At 67.5% G+C, this 25,353-nt stretch carries 17 protein-coding genes and 2 pseudogenes; 11 read left to right on the top strand and 8 right to left on the bottom strand.

From position 1 onward, the window contains the following. The 3 genes and pseudogenes from ABT352_RS38850 to ABT352_RS38840 all read right to left on the bottom strand — a co-directional run. The coding region (locus ABT352_RS38850; RefSeq protein WP_502992946.1) for a transposase at positions 1-149 on the bottom strand (149 nt) is incomplete at its 3' end. Further along, a pseudogene (locus ABT352_RS38845) lies at positions 107-322 on the bottom strand (type I-E CRISPR-associated protein Cse1/CasA); the annotation flags it as partial. The pseudogene ABT352_RS38845 and the gene ABT352_RS38850, both read right to left, overlap by 43 nt. Before the next feature lie 46 nt (positions 323-368). Further along, positions 369-932 carry a hypothetical protein gene (locus tag ABT352_RS38840; RefSeq protein WP_350950058.1) on the bottom strand — a complete coding sequence of 188 codons (564 nt, stop codon included), beginning with the start codon at positions 930-932 and terminating at the stop codon, positions 369-371. Positions 933-1,054: 122 nt separating this feature from the next. Here ABT352_RS38840 and ABT352_RS38835 point away from each other — a divergent pair, with 122 nt between their 5' ends. Next, positions 1,055-4,075 (top strand): Tn3 family transposase, encoded by a 3,021-nt coding sequence (locus tag ABT352_RS38835; RefSeq protein WP_350950057.1) that lies wholly within the window; start codon positions 1,055-1,057, stop codon positions 4,073-4,075. Between the two features lie 157 nt (positions 4,076-4,232). On the opposite strand, the gene ABT352_RS38830 is transcribed toward ABT352_RS38835, so the two are convergent. Then, complete coding sequence (locus tag ABT352_RS38830; protein ID WP_350950056.1) at positions 4,233-4,889, bottom strand: TetR/AcrR family transcriptional regulator; 657 nt, start codon at positions 4,887-4,889, stop codon at positions 4,233-4,235. Between the two features lie 80 nt (positions 4,890-4,969). Between ABT352_RS38830 and ABT352_RS38825 the strand changes: the two genes are divergently transcribed. Next, positions 4,970-6,370, top strand: coding sequence for an MDR family MFS transporter (locus ABT352_RS38825; RefSeq protein ID WP_350950055.1), 1,401 nt, complete (start codon positions 4,970-4,972; stop codon positions 6,368-6,370). Positions 6,371-6,642: 272 nt separating this feature from the next. After that, a pseudogene (locus ABT352_RS38820) lies at positions 6,643-7,316 on the top strand (recombinase family protein). A 376-nt stretch (positions 7,317-7,692) separates the two neighbouring features. Here the strand turns inward: ABT352_RS38820 and ABT352_RS38815 are convergent. Next, positions 7,693-7,818: a hypothetical protein gene (locus ABT352_RS38815; RefSeq protein ID WP_350950054.1), complete on the bottom strand. Its 126-nt coding sequence runs from the start codon at positions 7,816-7,818 to the stop codon at positions 7,693-7,695. Positions 7,819-8,028: 210 nt separating this feature from the next. On the opposite strand from ABT352_RS38815, the gene ABT352_RS38810 reads away from it, so the two are divergent. The 7 genes from ABT352_RS38810 (at position 8,029) to ABT352_RS38780 (ending at position 23,625) form a co-directional block, all read left to right on the top strand. Beyond that, positions 8,029-11,022: a hypothetical protein gene (locus tag ABT352_RS38810; RefSeq protein WP_350950053.1), complete on the top strand. Its 2,994-nt coding sequence runs from the start codon at positions 8,029-8,031 to the stop codon at positions 11,020-11,022. 669 nt (positions 11,023-11,691) lie between these two features. Further along, on the top strand, positions 11,692-13,266 hold the full coding sequence (locus tag ABT352_RS38805; RefSeq protein ID WP_350950052.1) for a tetratricopeptide repeat protein: 1,575 nt from the start codon (positions 11,692-11,694) through the stop codon (positions 13,264-13,266). Beyond that, entirely contained in the window at positions 13,218-14,261 is a 1,044-nt protein-coding gene (locus ABT352_RS38800; RefSeq protein ID WP_350950051.1) for a hypothetical protein, read from the top strand. The genes ABT352_RS38805 and ABT352_RS38800 overlap by 49 nt, the downstream gene beginning before the upstream one ends. A 262-nt stretch (positions 14,262-14,523) precedes the next feature. Next, positions 14,524-17,583, top strand: a complete 3,060-nt coding sequence (locus tag ABT352_RS38795; protein ID WP_350950050.1) for a Tn3 family transposase — start codon at positions 14,524-14,526, stop codon at positions 17,581-17,583. Positions 17,584-17,856: 273 nt separating this feature from the next. Continuing rightward, positions 17,857-18,390 carry a hypothetical protein gene (locus ABT352_RS38790; RefSeq protein WP_350950049.1) on the top strand — a complete coding sequence of 178 codons (534 nt, stop codon included), beginning with the start codon at positions 17,857-17,859 and terminating at the stop codon, positions 18,388-18,390. Between the two features lie 34 nt (positions 18,391-18,424). Next, complete coding sequence (locus ABT352_RS38785; protein WP_350950048.1) at positions 18,425-22,228, top strand: nSTAND1 domain-containing NTPase; 3,804 nt, start codon at positions 18,425-18,427, stop codon at positions 22,226-22,228. A gap of 437 nt (positions 22,229-22,665) precedes the next feature. Beyond that, positions 22,666-23,625: a tyrosine-type recombinase/integrase gene (locus ABT352_RS38780; RefSeq protein ID WP_350950047.1), complete on the top strand. Its 960-nt coding sequence runs from the start codon at positions 22,666-22,668 to the stop codon at positions 23,623-23,625. Here ABT352_RS38780 and ABT352_RS38775 read toward each other — a convergent pair. Next, positions 23,622-23,879, bottom strand: a complete 258-nt coding sequence (locus ABT352_RS38775; RefSeq protein ID WP_350950046.1) for a hypothetical protein — start codon at positions 23,877-23,879, stop codon at positions 23,622-23,624. The two genes, ABT352_RS38780 and ABT352_RS38775, sit on opposite strands and share 4 nt — an antisense overlap. Positions 23,880-24,082: 203 nt before the next feature. Here ABT352_RS38775 and ABT352_RS38770 point away from each other — a divergent pair, with 203 nt between their 5' ends. Continuing rightward, entirely contained in the window at positions 24,083-24,820 is a 738-nt protein-coding gene (locus ABT352_RS38770) for a hypothetical protein (RefSeq protein WP_350950045.1), read from the top strand. A 1-nt stretch (position 24,821) separates the two neighbouring features. Here ABT352_RS38770 and ABT352_RS38765 read toward each other — a convergent pair whose 3' ends face one another. Both ABT352_RS38765 and ABT352_RS38760 read right to left on the bottom strand, forming a co-directional pair. Then, positions 24,822-25,055, bottom strand: a complete 234-nt coding sequence (locus ABT352_RS38765; RefSeq protein ID WP_350950044.1) for a site-specific integrase — start codon at positions 25,053-25,055, stop codon at positions 24,822-24,824. An 11-nt stretch (positions 25,056-25,066) separates the two neighbouring features. Then, positions 25,067-25,213 (bottom strand): hypothetical protein, encoded by a 147-nt coding sequence (locus tag ABT352_RS38760; protein WP_350950043.1) that lies wholly within the window; start codon positions 25,211-25,213, stop codon positions 25,067-25,069. Positions 25,214-25,353 lie beyond the last annotated feature (140 nt).

Raw genomic sequence — 25,353 nt, 5'->3', positions numbered from 1 at the left:
GAGTAGATCGTGGACCACGGCCCATACCGCTCCGGCACATCACGCCAGCCCGACCCGGTGCGAAACCGCCACAAGATCCCGTTGAACTGATCACGTACCCGCCGCTGATGCGGGCAACGGGTAGTCCGTCGTCCCACAGCTGCTGCCACTGCTCCAGATCATCGGGGCCGTCAATCGCGTCGTGCACGATCGCCAGCAGCAGCCGCAACAACGCGAACTCCTGGGTGCACATATCCCCCACCAGCCGCCGCACGTCCTCGGCCTGGGCGAACACCTGCTGCAGCGACAACTCATCCTGGCTGCCGCCGTGGCGCTGCACCATCAGCCACGGCTCGCGGGTCAAATCAAACGACAGCGGGGCGGTGGGTTCAGTGGGCACGGCTCACCTTCAGACCATCGGTGGGGGTGTAGTGCAGGTCATAGCCCGCCAGGTGGGCCTGGCCCTGCTCATCGAGCATCAAGATCAGCTCCCCGGCCAGCCACGGGCTGTCGGGACTCTGCCAGGCCGGCACGCAGTCGGCCTCCAGCTCCGCGATCGCCCGATCCACGATCTGGGGGGCGGAGAAGTGGTAGGGCAACCGCAGACCACAGGAGGCCACGATGCGCGCCAGCTGCGGGTCAGGGGCGGCGTCGGTGGGCAGCTCCAGCCCGCCCTGCCCCGCCCCCAGCCACGGCAGCGTGATCAACGTTCCGTTGGGGCGGCGCTGCACGACCAGCACCTCTAACGACTCGGCGCCATCACGAACCTGGGCCCGGCCGATGCGGGTGTCGTCGGCGTCGCCGACCCCGGCGTCGACCCAGCCGATCAGCGCCCGGCCGGCCAGGCCGACCTCGTTGATTTGAAAACCGCGGGCCTTGTCTTGTTGCTGCCCCTGGTGGGGGGGCAGACCAAGTACGCCGGAAAGGGGCAACGGGCTGGTCGGAGCCCGCACTGAAGCCTGATGTGTAACCGTCTGCGCTGGTTCGGTTGCGGTTTGGTGAACGGCGGGCGGGTGTTGATCATCTGCCGTTACGGTGGGCGGGTTTTGGAGGTGTTTAGCCGGAAAGGGCTCGCGTGACGTCGATCGAGCGGACCGCCTACCCGCAGTTCAAGCGCCTGACCTCGGCGCGGGTGCCGCACGTGTTCTTCACCCCGACCGCCGAGGAGAGCGCCTGGGCCCAAGAGCGGACAAGCAGTCCACAGGCGCTGTTCGCACTGGTGCTGGCGCTGAAGTGCTTTCAGAAGATGGCACGCTTCCCTTCCCGGCAGGAGATCCCCGAGGTGGTCGTCGACCATGTGCGGCGCTGCCTGGCGCTCGGGCCGGACACCGAGCCCGACCATGGGGCCGGGCGCACCGCCAAGTGGCACCGTAAGCAGATCCGGGCGCGCCAGGGCGTGATCTATGACCAGCCGCGGGCGCGGGCCGTGGCCGCTAAAGCGATCGCAGAGGCGGCGCTGGCGAAGAACAACCCGCCGGACCTGATCAACGTGGCGCTGGAGCGCCTGGTCGAGGCGTCCCTGGAACTGCCGGGGTTCACCACGCTGGATGAGATGACCGCCACCATCCGGGCCAGGGTCAACACCGAGATCTTCACGCGCGTCGTCGAGCGGATGGGACCGCAGGGCCGCCAGCGGGTGCAGGCGCTGCTGACGACGATGGGCCCGGACGGAAGGTCGATGTTCAACCGGCTGAAGAAACCGGCCCAGCGCCCTACCTGGACACGTTTTGCGGCCCAGGCCAAGTACCTGGATGAGATCGACGCCCTCGGCGATACCGGGGCGTGGCTGGACGGGGTGGCCCCCACTAAGATCGCTGACTTCGCGGGAGAGGCCGCCGCCCAGGACGCCGATACCCTGTCGCGCTATGACCCGGTCAAACAGGTGGCGCTGCTGGCGTGCCTGCTGCACACCGCGCGGATGCAGGCCCGCGACGATTTGGCCGAGATGTTGTGCAAGCGGGTGGCGGCCAACCTGAAGAAGGCCAAGGCCGCGCTGGAGGAGATCCGTCAGCGCCAGCGCACGGTCAGCGAGCGGCTGATCGGCACCTACCGCACCGTGCTGGAGCATCTCGACCCCGAGGGCTCCGCACCGGGTGAGGGCGCGGCCCGTGCGGTCGCCGCGGTGCACCGGGCCGGCGGGTTCGATGCCCAGCTGGCCGACATTGAATCGGTGTCGGCCTTCCACGGCGACAACTACGAGGTGCTGGCGCACCGGTTCTTCAAAAAGGACCGGGCGGTGATGTTCGACTTGGTCACCAAGCTGGAGCTGAAGGCCACCTCCCGTGATGACTCGGTGCTGGTGGCGCTGGAGCACGCTCGCACCCACGAAGCCAAGCGGCGCGACTTCATCCCGCTGCCCCCGCCGGTCAGTGCGGGCGGCCTTGAGTCGGGCATCATGTTCGCCTCGGGCAACTGGCGGCGCGCCATCACCGACCGCCGCCAGCCGGGCATGGTGGCGCGCCGCCATTTCGAGGTGATGGTGTTCACCTACCTGGCCGAGGAGCTGCGCACCGGCGATATCGCGGTGATCGGCGGAAGCGAGTACGCCGATTGGAGCACCAACCTGCTGTCATGGGCCGAATGCGAGCCGCTGCTGGAGGGATTTTGCGCCCAGGTCGGGCTGCCGCCCACCGCAGTCGGCTTCATCGAGCATCTGCGCGGCACGCACCTGGCAGCGGCCGCGCACCTGGACGCCGGATACGAAGACAACACCGACCTGACGATCACTGAGGAGGGGGCGCCCGCTCTCAAGCGGCGCCGCGGCCCTACCGCACCGAAGGCCGCCGAGGACCTGGCCGCGGCGATCGCCCGGCGCATGCCCGAGCGCTCGCTGCTGTCCATCGTGGCGCGCACCGCGCACTGGCTGGGCTGGCACCACCACTTCGGCCCGGCGTCCGGCTCGGACCCGAAGATCAAAGATCCGCTGTTTCGGTACTCCCTGGCGGTGTTCACCGGCGGCATCAACATCGGCCCGTACGAGGCCGCCAAGCACCTGACCGGCATCTCGGCCCGGGAGCTGTCGATGGTGCGCAACCGCCACATCGACATCACCAAGCTGAACGCCGCGATCGCCTGCGTCGTCAACGCCTTCGCCGAACTCGACGTGGCCAAGGCGTGGGGGGACGGCAGCGCGGTGGCCGCCGACGGCACCCAGGTGGAGATCTACATCGACAACCTGCTGGCCGAGACCAGCATCCGGTACGGCGGGGTGGGCGGCATCGCCTACCACTACATCTCCGACACCTACGTGGCGTTGTTCTCCCGGTTCATCCCGTGCGGGGTGTGGGAGGCGGTGCACCTGATCGAGGGCCTTTTGGCCAATACCTCCCAGGTGCAGCCGACCACCGTGCACGCCGACACCCAGGGCCAGTCGACACCGGTCTTCGCCCTGGCCACGCTGTTCGGCTTCGACCTGATGCCGCGCATCCGCAACTTCAAAGACCTGACCTTCTTTCGTGCCAGCTCCCAGCTGGTCTACCCGCACATCGACGAGCTGTTCGGCGAACGCGGCCGCAACGTGATCGACTGGGAGCTGATCGAGCGGCACTGGCGCGACCTGATGCAGGTGGCCATCTCCATCAGCGAGGGCCGTCTGTCCTCGGCCACCTTGATGCGGCGGCTGCGCTCCAACTCTCGCAAGAACCGCATCTACAAGGTCTTTCGCGAGGTCGGCCGCAGCGTGCGTACGGTGGCGCTGCTGCGCTACCTGGCTGATCCGGCGCTGCGCGCCCGCGTCACCGCGGCCACCAACAAGGTCGAGACCTACAACGCCTTCTCCCAGTGGCTCGGGTTCGGCAACACCGGCGTGATCGCCCACAACGACCCTGAAGAGCAGGAAAAGCTGATCAAGCTCAACACCCTGCTGGCCAACCTGGTCATTTTTCACAACGCCTTAGACCTGATGGACGTGGTGCGCGGCCTAATCGCCGAAGGCTGGCCCATCACCGCCGAAGAGCTCGGCGCGCTGTCGCCCTACCTGCGTGCCCACATCAGCCGATTCGGCGCCTATGCCACCGACGAGATCGGTGTGCGGCCCGCGGCGTTCAACCCCGAGCTCACCGAGATCGACTTCACCACGGTCGGCCTGGCCGCCTGAACCCGAGATCGGCCAGGTCGTGCTCACAGCCCTGGTTTGATCACGTGCTGCGCCTCCGTCAGCTATGGCGAGCCGCAAAGCCTTCGGTAACGGATCGCCTCCTTCGTGCTGTTACCTTCCTGATGGTCTGTTGGCCAATGGCTTGCCGCGTCGGGTGTCATGGCTGGTCTTGGTGAGCGGGAATGTCGGGTCGGTACGCGCGCAGAAAGATCCGTATGCCGCCCGCGACCAGGTGGTTGATCTCGGCGTCGTCGAGGTGCACGGCTCCGTACCAGGAGCGGTGGTTCACCCGGCCGGTGACCAGCAGCCCGAGGAACTCGGCGGCTTCCATCGGGTCCGGGATGTCAAGCAGCCCTTGCTCGGACAACTCGGTCAGCCGGTCAGCGAGAGCGTGCTGGACGGAACGGTTCGCCGAGTTCGGCTCCAGCAGGGCGGGGAAGTGTGTCGACTCTGCGATCATCAGGCGCATCACGGCGGCCCGTTCCGCCGATCGCGCGATTTCGGTGGCGAACTCGCGGCCGAAGACGGTCAGGGCGGTCTCTACGTCATCGATCTGACCGAGAGTGCGCTCCAGCAGCTTCTGGAACTCCTCCGTCTGTGCGCTTTTGGTCTCCTCCAGGGTTGACAGGAACAGTTGTTCCTTGTCGCCGTAGTAGTCGTAGATGGTGCGTTTGGAGACGCCCGCGCCGGCGGCGATGGCGTCGACGCTTGCACGCGTGTACCCCTCCCGCACGAACACCTCAAGTGCCGCGCGTACGATCGCGGCGCGTTTGGCCGGTGACCCTTGACGGAGCGGGGGCGGGCTGTTCGACATGGCTGGTTCCTTCACAAGCATTCACTATACCGTGCAGTGTAGCCAGCGAACTACACTACACTACACAGTACAGTGCGGCCATGAGTGACACCCCAACCACCACGCGCCTGGACAGCGCCCTGCTGAAGCTCAGTGCCGTTGTCGTCGCAGGCACCATCACCGCCATGCTGGACATGACAATGGTCACCGTCGCGCTGACCGACCTGACCCGCGCCTTCCACGCCCCCATCGCCACGGTTCAGTGGGTCAACACCGCATATCTGCTGTCGATCGCGATGGTCATCCCCCTGGCCGGCCGGCTGGCCGAGCGGTTCGGCACCCGGACCATGTGGCTGTTCGCCCTCACCGCCTTCCTTGCCGGTTCGCTGCTGTGCGGGGCCGCCTGGTCGGTAGGCAGCCTGATCGCGTTCCGGGCCACGCAAGGCGTCGGCGGCGGCATGATCGTGCCGCTGAGCATGATGATCCTCATCCGGGCCGCCGGCCCTGAGCGCCGCGGTCGGGTGATGGCGATCGCGGCCGTGCCCGCGCAGTTCGCGCCCCTCGTCGGGCCACTGCTCGGCGGCCTGATCGTCGACAGCGCCGGCTGGCGCTGGATCTTCTACATCAACGCGCCCATCTGTCTGCTCGCGCTGCTGCTGTCCTACCGTGGTCTCTCCGACGACGGCCGGCGGGAAGCCCGGCACCTGGACCTGACCGGCGTGGCACTGCTGTCCCCTGCCCTCGCGCTGATCGTCTACGGCCTGTCTCGGACCGGCACCCCCGGCGGCGGGCTGCTCCCGCTGGCAGTCGGCACGGCCCTGCTGGCCGCGTTCGTCCGTTACGCGCTGCGCACCTCCGACACCCCGCTGATCGATCTACGCCTGTTCACCCACCGGGCGTTGGCCGCAGCCTCGGCGCTCAACTTCATGTCCCGGCTGTCGATCTTCGGAGCGCTGATCCTGATCCCCCTGTACTACCAGCAGGTCCGCGGCCACAGCGCGCTCACCGCCGGCATGCTCCTGGTCCCCCAGAGTCTGGGCACGATGCTCGCCCTGCCCTACGTCGGCAAACTGACCGACCGCATCGGCGCCCGTCCCGTCGTGCTGACCGGGATCGCCGTGACCACGCTCGGCGCCCTCGCCTACACGCAGGTCACCGCACACACCCACGACCTGATCCTGGCCGCCTCACTGCTGGTCTGGGGCATCGGGATCGCCGCCGTCGCCGTCCCGGTCTCGGCCGCCGCCTACCAAGGTCTGCCACCCACCGCGATTCCGGGCGCGACCAGCGCCATCACCATGATCCAGACGATCGGCGCCTCGGTCGGCGCAGCCGTACTGGCAGCGATCCTGCAAAACCGTACAGCCCATCACCCCGGCGCGCCGGGGGCCGCCTTCGCGGACACCTTCTGGTGGATCCTCGGCGCCACCGCCCTCGCACTGATCCCCGCCCTTCTTCTCCCCATGCAGCGAGCCAGCGAGCCAAGGACTGAGGCCAGGTGAACCCCCGATACTGCGAACGGGCCAGGCTCGGGAGCATTGGTCGAGCGGTAGCGTCCCACAACGGCCTTCCCGGAGCTGTAGCGAGAGACAAAGCAACCCGCGAGTAACTCAAATCGGATCCCCGCGGTAGGTCTACAGGCCATCACAATCGTCAAAAAACCATCGTTTATTGACGATCATGGCAGAAGAGTCTTCGAGCCCCGGAAACCCTTCAAAAACCCCTTCAACAACCCCAGTGCTTCAACAACCCCTGAAGACCGTTTGTTGAGAAAATGGCGGCCGTGACGCCCCTTTCCGATCCGCCCACCGACTTGCTCGCCGCCTTCCCGGCCCGTCCCAGCGACATCCGCATCGGTTACGCCCGCGTCTCCACCAGCGACCAAAAGCTCGAACGCCAACTCGACGCCCTGACCGCCGCCGGATGCCGTCGCATCTTCGCCGACACCAAGTCCGGCAAGAACGTCGACCGGCCCGAACTGAAGGCATGCCACGCCTTCCTGACCGCCGGCGACACGCTCACCGTTCCCTCGCTGGACGCTACGGCCGCTCCCTGGCCGATCTGATCACCATGGTCGGCGAACTACGCCGCCGCGAGATCGGCTTCACCTCGCTGCACGAGAACCTCGACACCACCACCCCGGGCGGACGACTGGTCTTCCACGTCTTCGCCGCGCTGGCCGAGTTCATCCGCGAACTCATCGTTGCCGGCACCCGCGAGGGCCTGGCCGCGGCCAAGGCACGCGGCCGGGTCGGCGGCCGCCCTACCGTGGTCACCCCCGACCTGCTACGCGCCGCCCAGGACATGCTGCCCAACCCCGAACACTCGGTGACCTCGATCGCCAAACTCCTCGGCGTGAGCCCAGGAACGCTCTACAACCACATCCCCAACCTGCGCGAACTGCGCGCCGCCCGCCGCCCGCCCGAACTGGAAACAGGCAGCCGCTGATCCACACTCCCGATCAGCGCGGACTCTGACCAGCCCATTGCCCCTTTCCGGCGTACTTGGTCTGCCCCCCTATGAAAGTTCGCGATCTCTGCGGGTCTGCGATGGCTCTGAGCCGGGGCCGACGAATGAGGGCATGCTGTTGGCGCGGTGTCGCCGACGGGTGGCGATCAAACGGATCGCAGCGGTGGCTACCGGGACCATCCCCGTGGGTGTGAGGAGCACCCTTGCGAGAGCGGCTGTTGTGAGGCGTGGGCGGGAGCAGGCGAAGGGAGATTAACCCTCACACCTTCATTGCCGAGCCCTTCTTTCGCATGATGCGAGGGCTGTGTCTGGCCTCCGCATCAGATACGGAGGCCAGATCAGAGGGTGGGACGGGTTAACGGTGGGTGATCCACCAGATAGCCAGGGTGATGGGAGCCGCTGCCGCTGCCGCGGCGGCGCCGCGGATAGCGGCAGCCAGGGCGGCGCGAGTCAGACGGCGCACGAACCGGCGGTCGATCATGGGTGAGTCTCCTTCCAGCGGGCCCCGAGCTCGTGGTGTCGGGACTGGTAGGGGCGATTGAGCCACTCCGGAATGTTTTCCGGCTTTCGCCCCTCTGTGCCCGGCAGAGCAGGCAGGGTAGGAGACCTGGGAGAAGATGAATGGAGCGGGTTTTCCGGATGGTTTCCGATCCGGATCCGGCGCCGGAAGATGCGAAGCGAGAGAGGAAAAGTGAGCAAGCCCGAACCCGGGCCTGAGGATGTGACGGCCCGGTACGCGACGGCGCTGCGCGCGCTGTATGCGGCGGCCGGTTCCCCGACCGGTGCGACGATCACCCAGCAGGCCGAGGCGCAAAAACCGTCGCTGAAGGTAACCTCTTCGTCCTGGAGCGACTGGCTCAACGGCGTGAACGTCCCATCCAATCCGATGGTCGCGACGTGGTTGATCGAGGAGTTTCTGCGGCCGCGGGCCCGGCAGCGCACCCCGGCTTTTGTGGCTCAGCCCTCTGGATGGTGGCAGGAGACTCGGCGTGCGGCACTGGCGCAACGACGCCAGGGTGTAGGCCGGGGCGGGCGTCCCCCAGCGCCGCATCCGCAGCCCGCACCCGAAGCCGTACCTGCCGAGGGGGAGCAAGTGCGGTGCCGAGTGGGATCAGCGTCGACTTCCGATACAGCGACCACACCGGACGACGAGAAGACCGACAGCCGCACGATTTGCGTATGGCGTCCGGCGGATCTGGCGATCCACCGGACGCTGCGCAGCGGCCTGTCAGAGGAAGCTGAACCGGAGCTGCCCGGCTACCTGCGCCGATCCCATGACGAGAGGTTGGATCGGTTACTTCAAAACCCGGCGGACAGTGCCTTGATCGTGCTGCGCGGCGGATCCTCAACCGGGAAGTCCCGCGCGCTGTATGAGGCTATCCTTCAGCACGAGATGCTGCGGGACTGGCCGCTGCGCTTTCCCCGGGATGCACGCCAGGCAAGGAAGACACTGGACGGTGGGCTATCAGTGCCCGGCGTGCTCTGGCTCGGCGATTGCCAGGACCTGCTGACCAGCGCCGACGGCGCCGCTGTGGCCGCCGATCTGGGAGCGCTGCTGGACGGCGGCGCCGCCGGTCCGGTTCTGATCGTGGCGACGCTGTGGCCAGGAGACTGGGAGAGACTAACCACCGAGCCCAGTGCGCGCCCGGTGCGCGACCTGTTACTCCACCAAGCGACCGTGGTTGACGTGCCGGCCTCATTTACCGAGCGAGAGATGGAGGCCGTACTCGCGGACCCCGCTGCCGATCGGCGTCTGGTCACGGCCGTGCGCACCGCTGGCCCCGACCGCTTGGTCATCCAGACGCTGGCCGGCGGTCCGCTGCTCGTATCGCAGCACGAGCAGCCAGCCACTGCGGAAGGTTGGTACGCCAGGGCCATCGTTGCGACTGCGATGGACGCCAGGCGGATGGGAATGCTCCGCCCGATCCCACCCGCACTGATGCGCGCGGCTGCGCCCGCCTACCTGGAGGGGGACGCTCGCATCGACCCGCCGGAGGACTGGTTCGAACGCGGTCTGAGACGCGCGTCCCGGGACCCGCACTATGGCGTGACGGCCCTGTTCGCCCGGCGGAAGCAGCCTGGCTCGGGACCGGCCGATGGCTACGACCTGCACGACTACCTCGTCCAGCACGGCCAACAGTCCCGCCATGGCAACACCGTTCCCGCCGTGCTGTGGGAGGCGCTCCTCGCGCATGTCGATGACCACGAGGATGCGTTCCGGCTGGCCCTTAACGCGGAACATCGATTGCTACACCGCTACGACCTGCCGCTATACCGGCGATGCCGGGAACTCGGTGGCGAGGGCACCGAGGTCCATGTCGTAAACCTGATGGCCCGTAACGGTGAGCTTGAGGAAATGCGCGCCGAGGCTGCGGCCGGTAGCCGCTGGGCCGGGATGCGGTGGGCTTACGCGCTGATCGAATCAGATCGGATCGAGGAACTGTTCGACCACGCCGCCGCCGGCGACCGTTATGCCGCTGAGGCGCTGGGAGATCACGTGGCCCGGATGAGCGATCCGCACCTAGGCTGGGACCTGCGAGTGCCCGGCGCGGACCTGCGGGCGATCTCGTCGGCTTATGCCCAGGCGCGTACCTTGCTGAATGAGAACCCGGCTGCGGCCGAGCAGTTACTGTCCGAGCACGCCCGGCAGGGTTTCCACTGGGCAGGGCACACACTGGTGGCCATGCTCGATGGCCAAGGTCGTGCGGACGATGCCCTGGCCGCGCTTCGCTGGATCAGGCCGACGCAGCACCCGCAGCACTGGGCTGTGCAGGAACTCTATGGACGACTGGCCGAGCAGGCGGCCGTGACCGAGTTGCGCGAGCTGGCCGAGCAGGACGACGGCGCAACCTGGGCGCTGTGCCGGGCATTGAAGAACGCGGGCGACGCGGACGGGCTCCGATGGCTGGCCGATCGAGGAAACGACGAGGCCACCAGGGCTGTGTGCGATCTGCTGATCGAGCGGAACGAGCTGGAGGAGGCGGCGACCCGGTTGCGGGCACAGTTCCGAGCGAGACCGTACCAGACGGTGGATGTCGGCCGTTTTGTCTCGGTTCTGGTGCGGCTGGAGCAGTGGGATGAGATCGGCGATTTGGCCCGTGGCGGCATCCGCGAGGCGATGGCGGTCTGGTTCGAGTGGAGGCTGGGGGGCAACGAGATCACGGAGATTGCCGAACTGGCTGTGGCCGGAAACCAGGAGGCGGTCACCTACCTGGCTCGTTGGTACCTCGACCACGACCGGATGGCCGATGCGATCGAACTGGTGCGCATCACCGACTCGATAGTGGCACAGAATGCGGTGGTTCAGGCGCTGGTGGCGGCAGGGCGGGCCAATGATGCAGTCGCGCTTCTGGAATACCGGCTCGAGCACGCGAGCCCCGACGACAGGTTTGCCATCATCAGTCTCGGCGCGCTGCTTGACCAGCTAGGTCGGGGCTGGGAGAAGTACCGGGTCCTGCTCAAGCACGCCCGTCAGCCGGGCTCACTGGCTCAAGAGCCAGTCGCGCGCGTCGCCGCAGGCCTCAACGACGTCGCCACGCTGTTCGAACAGGTGGTTCGCTACGGTAGCGGAGCGGCGGCGACCCAACTGCGTGAGCTGGCTAGCAGGGGCGGACTGCCTCCGGACCAGGCAGCGGCTCTTTTGGCAAACGGCTTGACCCCGGATGGTGAGATCGATTACAGCTGACCGTGCCGCTGGGGAAGACGCATCTGGGACGCCCAACTGCACGCTTCTCGGCAGGAGAGAGGACGCCGAATCGGCCTCCTCCTCCCATCTGAGCTAGCTCTTCTGGGGTGTCACATTGGTGTGTTTGGTCTGGTCTTCCTTCTCAGTCGGGTGGCATGTCGACGAAGCGGCTGTAGTGGCCCTGGAAGGCCACGGTGATCGTGGCCGTGGGGGGGCGGCCGGAGTATGCCAGAAACACACCGTGCCACCACATCCCCGCAGGCCACCGCCACCATGTCCGGCCGGGCTGATCTGAGCATGTACCAGATAATGTGCTCGAGTCGCGCGGCTGCCGTCTTCACGCCACTGCTGGTCAACGGCACTATGACGTCGGCGATGTACCGGATAACGGCCCCTTATCCGGCACATCGCCCGATCCGCAGTGTCCTTCTGGCGTACTCCGGCCGCCCCCGACAGATGGCGGCTGGTGGATCGAGCCTTACCAACACCCCTAACGGCGCGGACCTGAATCATCGCTTCATGGCAAAAAGCCACTCCAGCTATAATTGGGGCAGTTCGGATATAACGGACTTTAAGTGCTAATCATGGACGCCTTTCTTTTTTGTCGCTATTGCGGCTCGCTATGCGAGAATCCGTGATGCCGAAGATCGGGTAGATGACGAGGATTCCGTGACCATAAGCGTCAAAGACCGCAAAACGCTCTGGACGCGCGCCCGAAATAACTGCTCCTACCCGGGGTGCAGGCAAAAACTCACGGTCGACGGTGTCAACGCAGCCACCGGCACGGTCATGGTCGCTGTTGTCGGGGAGGAGGCCCACATCCGGTCCGCCCGCTCGGCGGGGCCGCGGCATGATCCCGCCTTTCACAAGGACAGGCTGGATGCGTACGAGAACCTCATCCTGCTCTGCCCGACACATCACTCGATCATCGATGCCAATGGCGGAGCCGCGTTCGGGGCCGAAGCGCTCGTCAGGATGCGTGCTGCCCATGAGCGGCGGCTTTGGCGACGCTGGTCACCTCCGGTGGCGGCGGTGCTCGTGCTGGTCGTCGCTGGCGTCGGCTGGTGGACGGCCGACGCCGATCCGGAGTGGCCAAGGCCGATGCGCGGGGACTTCAACATCGCGGTCGTCCGGTTCTCATCCGGCGACCGGCTCCAGGATTTCGCCAACCAGATCCCGGGTGAATTGCGACAGCGGCTGCGCGCCCGTCATCCGGACCTACGTACCGACGTGATCGCCGTCACGCTGGACCGATCTCCCGGCACGGACGGGGCCATGTCCGAAGTGGCGGCGCGGCTGAATGCCCACATCCTCATCTGGTCAGTGGTCCGAGTCGACGGCGACGAGACCATCGTCTCGCCACGGCTCTTCGTTACCCCCGCTCATGTGCGCGACGCGCCCGAAGTCGCGGGCGAGCTGGAACTCGACGATCTCCGGGTGCTGGGACGGCTTCCGCTGGACTCGCTGGCATCCGCCGAACTGCGCGGAGAACTCCTCGCCGCAGCGGCGGCCATCGCCGAACTCGTGCCTGGGCTTGCCTACTACGAGCACCAGGATTACAACAGAGCGCGGGAGGCGTTCCGCAGGGCGGCGGACGGGAAGAGCGCGGCCGTCCGAATCATCGCCCATCTGATGCTCGGAAACATCCAGATCCGTCAGGACAACCTCGCCGGCGCCGAACGGCACTATCGGCAGACCCTGGCCGACCGTCCGGAGTTTGTCCGGGCCGAACTCGGGCTCGCCCAGCTCGTCTACCGGCGGTCCTTCCGTGAGTGTGACGGCCCCGACGCACCCGGGCTCGACGAGAGCCAGCGGCTCTACCAGAACATCCTGTCGGACGCCTCCGCGACATCGATGACCCGAGCGCGGGCCGATTTCGGCCTAGGCCAGATCCACGTCTGCCGGAGTCAGGCCCTCCTACGCGACGAATGGCAGCAGGCGAGGACGGCCCTCACCCGCGTCATCCAGCAGTACCACTCAGACGGCAACCTGTTGATGCGCGAACTGGCCAGCGAGGCGTACGCCCTGCTGGCGTTCGCCGACTCACCGGCCGAGGGCGGCGGGCCACAGCAGGAGAGAACCCGCCAGGCCATCCTCCAATTCGACAAAGCCGCCCAACTGGCTCTGGACGGAGAACGCAAAAAGCTTTTTCTCGACTTCAAAGCCAATCTACAGAAAAGGCTCGACGAAACCCCATGTCCGAGCGTGTCCGCGCCACTCTCGAACGCGACCGTAAGGTGCTGACGTTGTCCCGAATACTCGTCTCCGCCCTTCTCACCCTCGCTCTGTCGGGGTGTCAGTCTCCGCTGCCACCAGGCGAGAGCACTCCGGAGCCGCGGGCGACCGCCGCCGATAAGAGCCCCACCGTCGAAATCGGCGCCGACACCGTCGGTCTGTTCAAGCGGCGTGAAGCCCCGGAGAACGGGGTGCCCGCGCTTCTGACGCAGAGCATGGGTGCCGACGGATCCGGTTGCGCCGATTTGTACGACGAGCCCCTGGAATTGAAGATCCGCAACCAATGGGTAAACGCCGGACTCGCTGGCCATCTTCCGGGGAAGCGGTGGACAGAGGAACCCGCGGATGGCAACATCTCGGAATTCGGCTGGCCGGTCTATCTATTTATCGCCGGTATACCCCTTCGTGACGCTACGGCCGAACCACCGAAACCCGGCGATGTGATCATCGAGACGCCGTCGGACCAGAGGATCCGGTCGACCCTCCCGACTTGCGCCACCGAGTTCGTCATACTCCCGGGAGGCGAATACCAGTTGGCGGAGTCGTTCGGAAAGCTGACGGGAGAACTGCTCGGCAGATACCGCGTCATCCTCTCCTACGACGGGGCCACGGTGACAGGTGAGTTCCACATGCGACGGTCGCAGCACCCTCGTTTGATCACCACTATGACGGATTCGCCTCCCCCCGACCCGGGATCCGTCGTGCGCTTGGGTGTGGTCGGCGTTCCGCCCTACAGCCGACAGACCATCGGCCTCTATCTCGCGAAATCCGTCAGCATGACCGATTTCACCTTCCAGACCGCGTTTCCTGTGCAGACAGACGCGAACGGAGAGGCCACATTCGATCTCACTGTCCCCCCTCGGCCTGAATTCGGCTGCTACCTATTCGCCCTTAATCCGACCGACTACCCCACGGCACAAGATGCGCCCATTCCCCCGCATCGGATCAAGTTCTGTCCCTACGACCGCGCCGAGTACGAGAAACTGGCGAATCCGGCGGGGTAAGCCCCTTCAGGTTTCCCCGAGGATCTCCAGGGCGACCTGAGCGGTCAGCCGGTCGCGTAGTTCTCCAAGCCCAGGTCGGCGATCTCCTCCACCCACGCGAGAGTAGATCCATGCCTGGCCGCGTCGGGGTCCCCGTAGCGAACAGCGCAAATCCAACGGATAGGCCTCTGAGCTGCGGTTACCCAGGTTTCTGGGACGGTTGTTGATCTTCTCGACTACGGTTCGTCATGGTTCGTGTGTTCTGTGACGTACGAGGTGGTTGATGTCAACGCGGTTCCTGTCGGATGAGCAGTTGGAGCGTCTGCGGTCGTTCCCGGATATCGGACGCGAGGAGCTGAACAAGTACTTCACGTTGACGCCGCGCGAGCATGGGTTTCTGGACGCGCCGGGCCGGGGCCCGGAGGCTCGGTTGGGGCTGGCCGTTCAGCTGTGTACGTTGCCGTGGCTCGGTTACATCCCCGACGACCTCCTTGAGATCCCGCAGGCGGCGCTGCTGCGGCTGGCGGGCCAGATGGCGGTGTTCCCCGGGATGCTCGAACAGTACGACCGGGTGACGCGGAAGCGGCCACAGACCCGCAGCGATCATCTGAAGGCGGTTCTGAAGTACCTGACGTGGAAGAACCCAAAGCCGGGCAGTATCCAGTGGAAGGAGCTGGAGCAGTTCCTTTTGGATCGGGCGATGGAGCACGACACTCCGAGTCTGCTGTTCCAGCAGGCGGTGGAGCACCTGCAGGCCGCCCAGGTGGTGCGGCCCGGTGTGGTCACGCTGATGGAGCTGGTGACCACGGCCCGCGCAGCGGCGGGGAAGCTGACCACTCAGAAGGTCGGGCATCTGCTCACCCGATCCATGCGGGCCGGCCTGGACGGTTTGCTGCTGGATGATCCGGAGATCGGGACGTCCCGGCTGCGGTGGCTGACGACGCCGGCGGTGGAGGCGAGTGTCCCGGCGATCGGGGTGTCGGTCGACAAGCTGCTGTATCTGCGGGGGATGGACGCCCACCAGCTGGACCTGTCAATGCTGCCCCGGGAGCGGCGCCGCTTCCTGGCCACGGTGGCCCGCCGGTCCACGGTGCAGGGCTTGGAACGGCGGGCCGAGCGCCGCTACCCGATCTTGCTTTCGCTGGTCGCGCAGTCGGCGGTCGACCAGCTGGACGAGGTCATCGCCTTGTTCGACCAGGCGGTATCGGCGCGCGAGTCCCACGCGAAGGCCAAGACTGACGAGGCCCTGGCGGAGCGGGCCAAGAGGGGCGAGGCCCGTCAGCTGCTGATGGATGTGATCTTGCCGGTGCTGAACGACCCGGGCATCGCGGACGAGGAGGTCGGCGGTCTGCTGCGCGACCAGATCGGACTCGACAAGCTCCGCGAGGTCGCCTCGGTGTCGTGGAAGCCGTTGCCCCGCGACCACGGGCGGCTGGCGGCGCTGGAGGCTTCCTACACCTACCTGCGCCGCTTCACTCCGAGGGTGCTGTCGGTGATCGATTTTCAGGGTGGGCCCGGCGCCCAGGATCTGATGACCTCGTTGATGATTTTGAAGGAACTGAACCGCACCCACGGGCGCAAGGTCCCGGCCGAGGCGCCGACGTCGTTCGTTGCGGCTCGGTACGCCGACTACCTGGCCAAGGCCCGTAAGGCTGGTGATGACACGGCGTTTCGGCACTACTGGGAGCTATGCGTGGTACTCGCCCTGCGAGACGGGCTCCGCTCCGGAGATGTGTTCGTGCCCGGCTCGCGCCGGTACGCCGACCCGGGCACCTACCTGTTCACCCCGCAGCAGTGGGAGGGCAAGCGGGCGGAGTTCTGCCAGCTGGTCCGCAGGTCCGCCACCGCGTCCGAGGCGATCGACCAGGTCAAGGAAGAATTCCACCAGGCGTTGGAGGAACTGGAGGAGACCCTGGCGAACGCCGCTCCGAACGACGTGGGCGCGGTCCGCCTGGACGAGGAAGGTCGGCTGGTCATCCCGCCGCTGTCGGCCGAGGACATCCCCGCCGAGGCCAAGGCGCTGCGCGAAGAGCTGGCGGGGATGTTGCCGTTCGTGCCGATCGCCTCGCTGCTGATCGAGCTGGACGTTCGCACGAAGTTCCTGGACTGCTTCACCCATGCCGGCGGCCGGAAGATCAACCTGTCAGTGGAGACCCGCCGCAACATCCTCGCGGTGCTCATCGCAGGCGCCACCAACCTCGGACTGACCCGGATGTCGGAGGCCTGCGGCGTCTCCTACGACACCCTCGCCTGGACCCAGGAGTGGTACGTGCGGGAGGAGACGCTGCGCGAGGCCAACACGGTGCTGGTCAACCACCACTACCAGCTGGAGCTGGCCGGGAAGTTCGGCGGCGGCACCATGTCCTCCTCCGACGGCCAGCGCTTCCCCATCCGCGGCAAGTCGTTGACCGGCCGTGACATGAACATCCACGGGGGAAAGGTCTTGTCGACCTACACCCATGTCTCCGATCAGTGGTCCACCTACGGCACCAAGCAGATCGTCCCCACCACCCGCGAGGCCAACTACACCCTGGACGAGCTGCTCGGCAACGAGACCGACCTGCCGATCCACGAGCACGCGACCGACACCCACGGCGCCACGCTCGTGAACTTCGGGCTGTTCGACCTCGTCGGCAAGGCGCTGACCCCGCGGATCCGCGATCTGGGGAAGATCACGATGCAGCGGGTCGACAACCCGACCGCCACCAACGCCCTCTACCCGCACGCCGGACCTTTGCTGGCCGACCGGTGGAACGAGGATCTGATCCGCGCCACCTGGGACGACATGCTGCGGATGGCCGGATCGCTGAAGTTCGGGGAGGCGACCGCGTCCCTGGTGGTCGGGAAATGGTCGGCGGCCTCACGGCAGAACACTCTCGCAGCGGCGATCAAGGAATGGGGGCGCATCCGCCGCACGATCCATGCCGCCCGGTACCTGTCAGACCCGGTGTACCGGCGGAAGATCTCCCGGCAGCTCAACAAGGGCGAGAGCTTGCACGCGCTGCGCCGGGACCTGCACTACGCCCAGCAAGGCACGATCGTCCGGCCCCACCTGACCGACCAGACCGAGCAGTCCTGGTGTCTGACCATCCTCACCAACGCCGTCATCACGTGGACGACGGAGTACTACGCAATGGGCATCACCGAGCTGCGCGAGCAGGGCCGCGAGGTCCCCGACGAGCTGCTGTCGTTCATCGCACCAGGCCACCGAGAGAACATCAACTTCTTCGGATTCATCGAGGTCGACATCGAAGGCGAGACCGCCAAGCTCGACTACGGATGGCGGCCGCTGCGCCCGACACTGGTGAACGAGGCCGGCACCACCTTCCTGCTCAACCCCTGACCTGGCGATCGTTATCTTGGGTTCGTGGCCGCTTCTCGCAGGCCAGCGCGAGATGATCTTTTCTTTCGCGTGTGCCACGTTGGCTGATCTTCGCGGTGCTCAAGGTGCCGACGCCAAGAGTGGCACAGGCGTCGCCGATGAGATGGCGCAGGGCCCGGCGGCGTTGCATCATCCAGAGGGTTCCAGGCTGTCCCGCAACCAACGGTCCCGCCGACGGTAACGCTTTGCTGCTTTCGGCCCCGCTCGCGCCGGTTCGGGGGGCACTCTGGAGGCATGTCGAAGACGACGCCCGAGGCGGGGCGAGCGACGGGTTCGCGGCTGTGGCGCGGCATGGCGATCATCGCGTTGGTGGTGCTGGCGGCCTGTCTGGTGGCGGGGCTGCTGTGGTTCTTCGCCGACCCGCTGAACCTGCCCCCGAAACTGCTGGACAGTTTGGACCAGCGGGCCAGCGTGATTGGCATGTTCTCCGGCATGCTGCTGGGCGCGGCCGGGCTCGTGGTCTCGGTGCTGGCGTTGCGCGCGCAGGCCCGCGCCGGCCGCATCCCGGCCGGCATCGCCCCGCCCGAGACGGCAGCAGCCGCGCAGCAGGCTCCGCCGGTGGCGGCCGATGGCCGGCGACCGGTCTCCGCACCCGCCGACGCGGGCGACAACGGGGGCGACGAGCGCGCCCCGCGGCCTGGTGACACCGATGAGCCGTCCACCGGCACCGGCAAATACGTGGTGGACCTGCGGCATGCCCACGCCGTCCAAGTCGGTGAGCACCTCACCCAGCACAACACCTTCCACCCGCCCACCGACCCCGCCTGACCCGACCTGACCCCCGCAGGACACGAGGCCCCCGATGGATCCGCAGCCCGCTCCCGGCCCGCCTGCACCTCCTGCCGGGCCGTCCGCAACGCCGACCGCCGAGTCGAATGCTGAGCCGGGCGGGGACGGCCCGCAGTACGTGATCGACGCGCGTACCGCGACCGGGGTGCAGATCGGCGAGGGCAACACCCAGATCATCTACAGCTACGGCCGTCACACCTGGAGCGACACGGCGGGTGTGCCGCCGCTGGTGGACGTGCGCGGCACAGTCGACTCCCCCTACCGCGGACTGAACGCCTTCCAGGAACGCGACGCGGCCTACTTCTTCGGCCGCGAGCAGGTCACCGGCCGGCTCATGGCCCGCCTGTCCCGCCAGGCGGCGGCCGGCGACCTGCTGATGGTCTCTGGGGTGTCCGGCGCGGGCAAGTCCTCCGTGCTGCGCGCCGGGATCCTGCCCCGGTTGCGCGGCAGCGGTCTGGACGGCGCGCCGCACGCGGCCGGCTGGCCCTGCCTGCTGTTCACCCCGACCCGGACCCCGCTGGAGGAACTGGCGGTCCGGGTCGCGGCCCTGGCCGGGGCCGATGCCGGCACGGTCCGGCACGCCCTGGCCCAGGATCCGGAAGGGTTCGCCCTGACCGCCCGCCAGGCCGCCCTGCACGCCGGCGCCGCACCACCAATCCCCCCACCACCAACCCCGCCGGTGCCACACCCGCCGACATCAGAACCGGACGGGCAGGAGCTGGCAATCCCAGAACCGGATGGGCAGCGGCGGCTGGTCCTGCTCATCGACCAGTTCGAGCAGTTGTTCACCCAGTGCGCCGACGACGGCCAGCGCGCCGCGTTCATCACCGCGCTGCACGCCGCCGCCACCGTCGGGCACGGCCCCGACCAAGCACCGGCGGCGCTGGTGGTGCTGGTGGTCCGGGCCGACTTCGAGGCCCGCTGCGCCGACTACCCGCCCCTGGCCCAGGCGGTCCAGGACCGTCACCTGCTCACCGGAATGACCGAGCGGCAACTGCGCCTGGCCATCACCGAACCGGCCCGCCGGGCCGGCTCGGAGGTGGAGGACGACCTGGTCCAGACGCTGCTGCGGGAGATCCACACCCACCGGCCCACCTCACCCGGCCCGCCGTCTGCCGCGGCGGCCGGCGGCGCCGGGACGCTGCCGCTGCTGTCCCACGCGCTGGACCAGGCCTGGCGCCACCGCACCGGCCAGCTGCTGACCCTGGCCGACTACGAGCGCACCGGCGGCATCGAAGGCGCGGTCGCCGACAGCGCGCAACGCGTCTACAACCGGCTCACCCCCGCCCAGCAGGACCTCACCCGGCAGATCTTCCTGCGCCTGACCACCACCGGCAGCGACGGCATCGACACCGCCGACCGCGTCCCCCGCGCCGCCCTGACCGACGGCCGAACTCCCGCCCAGGTAGGCGAGGTGGAGGCGGTGCTGGAGGCGTTCGCCGCCGAACGCCTGCTCACCCTGGCCGCCGACACCGTGGAGATTAGCCACGAGGTACTGCTGCGCGCCTGGCCCCTGCTCGGCGAGGAATGGCTGGCCCAAACCCACGCCGACCGCCTCATCCACACCCGGCTGCGCGCCGCCGCCGCCGAATGGGCCCCCAGCCGCGACCCGTCCTACCTGTACACCGGCAGCCTGCTGGAAACCGCCGCGCAACGCCTCGCCGACCCCACCTTCCCTCTGCCCCTCACACCCGCCGAACACGAATTCCTCGCCGCCGGCACCCGCGCCCAGCAGCGCCGCACCCACCGCCGCCGCGCCACCACCACCATCCTGGTGGTGCTGGTCGCGCTCCTGGCCACCGCCACGATCTTCGTCCAGCGCAGCCGGCAAGACGCCGAACGCAGCCAGCAAGCGGCTGTGGGTCAACGCGACGCCTCCATCGTCGCCCTGCTCAGCAAACGAAGCGAAGCCACGGACGACAGCGACCCCGTCCAGGCCAAACGGCTGAGCATGACCGCCAGCAGCATCAGTGACTCCTTGAACCAGAACAGCCCCGCCGCGATAGAGGCCGAGTACAGCCTCAAGGCCGCAGCCGCCCGCCCCGGAATCGCCGTTCTTGTCGACCTCCCGCGCTCGGTTCGCTCGGTGGCGTTCACGTCGGACGGCCAAACTCTGGCCAGCGGCGGCGACGACGGGGCGGTGCGGTTGTGGGACGTGGCCAGCGGCCGGGAAACAGCTCAGCTCACCGGCCCAGCCCAGCCCACCATCCACCAAAAATGGGTCCACTCGGTGGCGTTCACGTCGGATGGCCGTACCCTGGCCGCCGGCGGCGGCGACGGGGCGGTGCGGTTGTGGGACGTGGCCAGCGGCCGGGAAACAGCCCGGCTCACCGGCCACAAGGGCTGGGTCGAATCGGTGGCGTTCACGGAAGACGGCAAAACCCTGGCCAGCGGCGGCGGCGGTAGCGACGGGGCGGTGCGGTTGTGGGACGTGGCCAGCGGCCGGGAAACAGCCCGGCTCACCGGCCACAAGGGTTATGTCACCTCGGTGGCGTTCACGGAAGACGGCAAAACCCTGGCCAGCGGCGGCGGCGGGGCGGTGCGGTTGTGGGACGTGGCCAGCGGCCGGGAAACAGCCCGGCTCACCGGCCACAAGGGCACGGTCGCCTCGGTGGCGTTCACGTCGGACGGCCGTACCCTGGCCAGCGGCGGTAGCGACGGGACGGTGCGGTTGTGGGACATGGCCAGCCGTCGGGAAACAGCCCGGCTCACCGGCCACAAGGGCACGGTCGCCTCGGTGGCGTTCATGGAAGACGGCAAAACTCTGGCCAGTGGCGAAGACGGGACGGTGCGGTTGTGGGACGTGACCAGCTACCAGGAAACCTATCTCACTAGCCGCCAGGACTGGGTCAACGCCGGGGTCTACTCGGTGGCGTTCACGCGAGACGGCAAAACCCTGGCCGCCGGAGGCGACGACGGGACGGTGCGGTTGTGGAACGTGACCACCCGCCGGAAGAGAGGCAATCCCCTCACCGGCCACGAGGGCCAGGTCTACTCGGTGGCGTTCACGTGGGAGGGCAAAACTCTAGCCAGTGGCGGCGAAGACGGGACGGTGCGGTTGTGGGACGTGGCCACCGGCCGGGAAACAGCTCAGCTCGCCGGCCACAAGGGCCCGGTCCTCTCGGTGGCGTTCACGCGGGACGGCAAAACCCTGGCCAGCGGCCACCGCGACTACGGGGGGCTGCGGTTGTGGGACGTGGCCACCGGCCGGGAAACAGCTCGGCTCGCCGACTACCAGGGCGTGGTCGGCTCGGTGGCGTTCACGTCGGACGGCCGTACCCTGGCCGCCGAAGGCGACGACGGGACGGTGCGCTTGTGGGACGTGGCCAGCCGCCAGGAAACAGCCCGGCTCACCGGCCACAAGGGTTATGTCACCTCGGTGGCGTTCACGGAAGACGGCAAAACCCTGGCCGCCGGAGGTGACGACGGGACGGTGCGCTTGTGGGACGTGGCCAGCCGCCGGGAAACAGCTCGGCTCACCGGCCACCAGGACTGGGTCAACTCGGTGGCGTTCACGCAGGACGGCCGCACCCTGGCCGGCGGCAGCTACGACAGGACGGTGCGGTTGTGGGACGTGGCCAGCGGCCGGGAAATAGTCCGGCTCAACGGCGGCCAGGGTCTGGTCTACTCGGTGGCGTTCACGTCGGACGGCCAAACTCTGGCCAGCAGCGGCGAAGACGGGGCGGTGCGGTTGTGGGACGTGAGTTATCTTGTCGATACCTTGGGATTTCTGTGTGCCCAGGTGGGCCGTTCCTTTACTCGGGAGGAATGGAAGCAGTACGTGCCGGAAGGCCCGGCGTACCGAAAGATCTGCTGACTGGACATGCGCCCGGAGCCGCTCATCCATCGTAAATGCCCCCGAGGCCCTCAACCGGACCATCAGCTGACCCAGTCACGCACATCGCTGCGAACTGCATCACCTACCTGATCGCGCATCACAACACGCCCCCTGCCCAGAGCGTTGCAGCGGGGTGCTGCACCTTTTATAGAGGTCAATCGCCGCACTGAACTCATCTGAACACCGGACAGTGCTCAGGCACGCCTACTCAGGCCTCCGTGCCGGCAGAGGATCGGCGATACCGGGCAATTCTCACGCTCACCGCCGACGCCACCACTTTGCTGTACGTGATAATGGACCATTATCGCGTACATGAGCGTTGAGCGATCTTCGCCGGGCTGGGGATCCGCCCTCGTGGCCGGTGTGCGACTCGGGCACGTTATCCGGTACATCGCTCCCGCATCGGGCGGCGAGCGGTGAGCGCGGCCAACGCGAAGGTCACCGCGCTGCACGGCGCCGCGATCAACCTCGGCGACGCGGCCGACGAATTCCTGTCCACCCACCGGGTCGCCAACGACAACACCCGCCGCGCCTACGCCTCGGCCATCGACCGGACCATCGCCGCGGTCGGCGGCCGCGAGCGGCTCCTGGCCGACGTCGCCGACACCGAGATCGGCGATGCCCTCACCATCTTGTGGGGCGGATGCGCGCCGGCCACCTGGAACCGCAACCGCGCCGCCGTCTCCTCCTGGCTCACCTGGTGCGCCACCAAGAAGAGATGGGCGGCGCCGTCGGTCCCCGCCGACGCCGAACGTCGCCGCGAGAGCGTCGACCACACCAAGGCCGTCGCCAAGACCAAGCTGGAGCGGCTGCTGTCCCGGCGCGACCTCCCGCTGCGAGACAAGACGCTCTACCGGATGCTGTACGAGACCGCCGCCCGCGCCTTCGAAGTCCTCTCGTTGAACGTCGAGGACCTGGACCTGGAGAACCGGCGCGCGCCGCTGCGGTCCAAGGGCGGCGACATCGAGTGGGTGTACTGGGACGCCGGCACCGCCCGCCTCCTACCCCGCCTGCTCCGACTGCCCAACGGTCACCCCGACGGGCTTGTCCGAACACGCGGCCCGCTGTTCCTCGCCCACCGACGCCCTGTCCCCGCCCGGCGTCCCAGCCCCGAGCACATCTGCCCCCACACCGAACGACCCCGTTTGGGCTACGACAGGGTGCGCGTGCTCATGGAGCGGCATCTCGGCCTCGACCCGCACCAGCTGCGCCATTCGGCCGCCACCCACCTGGGCGAGCAGAAGGTGCCGCTCCAACTCATCATGGCCAAGACCCGCCACAAGAACCCCCGCACCGCCATGCGCTACACCCGCCCCGGCGGCGAGGCCCTAGCTGAGATCACCGGCATCCTCGCCCCACCACGCCGAACCCATTAACCACAGGTCAGATCCATATCCGTTGGATTTTCGCCGTTCGCTACGGGGACCCCTCCCGGATCCCAGCCGCTGACCCCGACCATGCACGCTGGGCCCGACATTCGCTCCCCGCCCAGCCAGCGGGTCATCACGACGGCGTGCACGATGCCTGAGGAGCGCACCCGAAGGTTGGAGCCGTCGGCGTAAGCCGAGCGCGCCGCAGCGGCGATCGTGGCCAGCGCCTCGTACAGGTCCGGCGCGCTCTCCGCGCTCATCGGCCCGCTCCACCGGGGACGGGAGCCAGCGACTCCTCGGTGCCCTCGTGCGCGACCTGCAGCCCCTCCTCACCCATGGGGCCAACCTAAGCGCTCTGCGACACCACCATCACGGTGTCGGCCGGCTACCTCGCATGCCCGCACGCAATCACTTCTCTTGAGACACCCCTTTGGTTTCAAAGAAGTACCTCTATGATTGAGGGATGGCCGACGACACTCCCAAGTTCCCTCCCTTCGACACGTTCAACGACGCGCGTGCCCACCTCCTCGCCGTGCTCCCTCAAGTCCAGTTCCTGCCGACCTTGTCCAAACACAGCAGCAACCCCGACCACGAGGTAGAGATCTACTTCGACTTCGCCACCGCGACGGCTTATTCGGTCCACGCCGAGGACTGGGAAGGCGGGCCCCCCTTTGTCATCGAGGTGACCTCCGGAGAAGCTCTCCTGCAAGAGTGTGAACGGGAAGTCACGGACGCGGTGGTGTACTTCAACGACCCCATGTCCTACATCGACGACGCCGACATCGATGAGGCCAACAGGCGGTTCCGCTTCCACCGGGACCGGCAAACCGATCTCGCCACCATTGACGAGGCGAACAGCGTCGAACTGGCCTGGATGCGCGTCAAGAACGAACGCCGCAAGGTAGAGCTGGCTGCCTCACCCCCACCGTTCGCCGAGTCTGGCGACGGCGACTACGACTACGACCCCATTGCCGGTGTCGAGTTCCAGCTCACAGCGCGGATCATGGAAGCGCGCGCCGAGATGACTCGCCTGGCCATGGCCCGTGCGATGCACATGCGCAACCTGCTGCAGAGCTATCCCAGCCAGCACGGGGCCAAGGCCGCGCTCGCCCGGCGCCTGGGGATCCCCGCCCAGTCCGTGCACGACGCCCTGGGCGCCGATGCGCGGCGGCGCGTCGATCCCGCCGCGCACGAGTCCTAGCTCACAGGCCGGTGACCGGGTTGTCGCTCCAACGGTCGGCCTCTTCGATGTAGCCGAGCAGTGCGGTGGAGCCGTCGGCCCAGCCGCCGTGGCGGGCGGGCAGATGCCGGTACTGACCGTGGCTGGCGACGATGAGCAGCTCACCGTGATCAGCGCGGCCGACCTGAACTGAGCGGAGGTTCGCGGGGTGGCGCGGGCCGGGACCGGCCGAAAAACCGCAGCCCGGCGTGGCCACCCTGGCGAACCTCAGCGGTCGTCGTCCTGCTCCTGCTCCTCGTGCTCGTGACGGTCGGCGGCCGACTGTGCTCGCCGGTCGAATCCGCTCTGCTTGGTGGCACCGCCCGGGTTCTTGTCCCCTGAGGACTGAATCTTCCGCGAACGATCCTTGTTCATACAGCCTTCGTGTTTTCCCATGTCAGAGGCCATACCCGGACAACGGGCGTTTTCATGCCTTCTCGGGAGCGTGCGTTACATCGCTCGCCTGCACGAGGCGGCCGCCGCGACGTAACCCCCGGGGTGCTCGGCGATGCGGA

The organism is Streptosporangium sp. NPDC000563, from assembly GCF_040299985.1.
GTDB lineage: Bacteria > Actinomycetota > Actinomycetes > Streptosporangiales > Streptosporangiaceae > Streptosporangium.
Note: the sequence above shows the minus strand (reverse complement) of the source record. Positions and strands in the feature narration are given on the sequence as shown.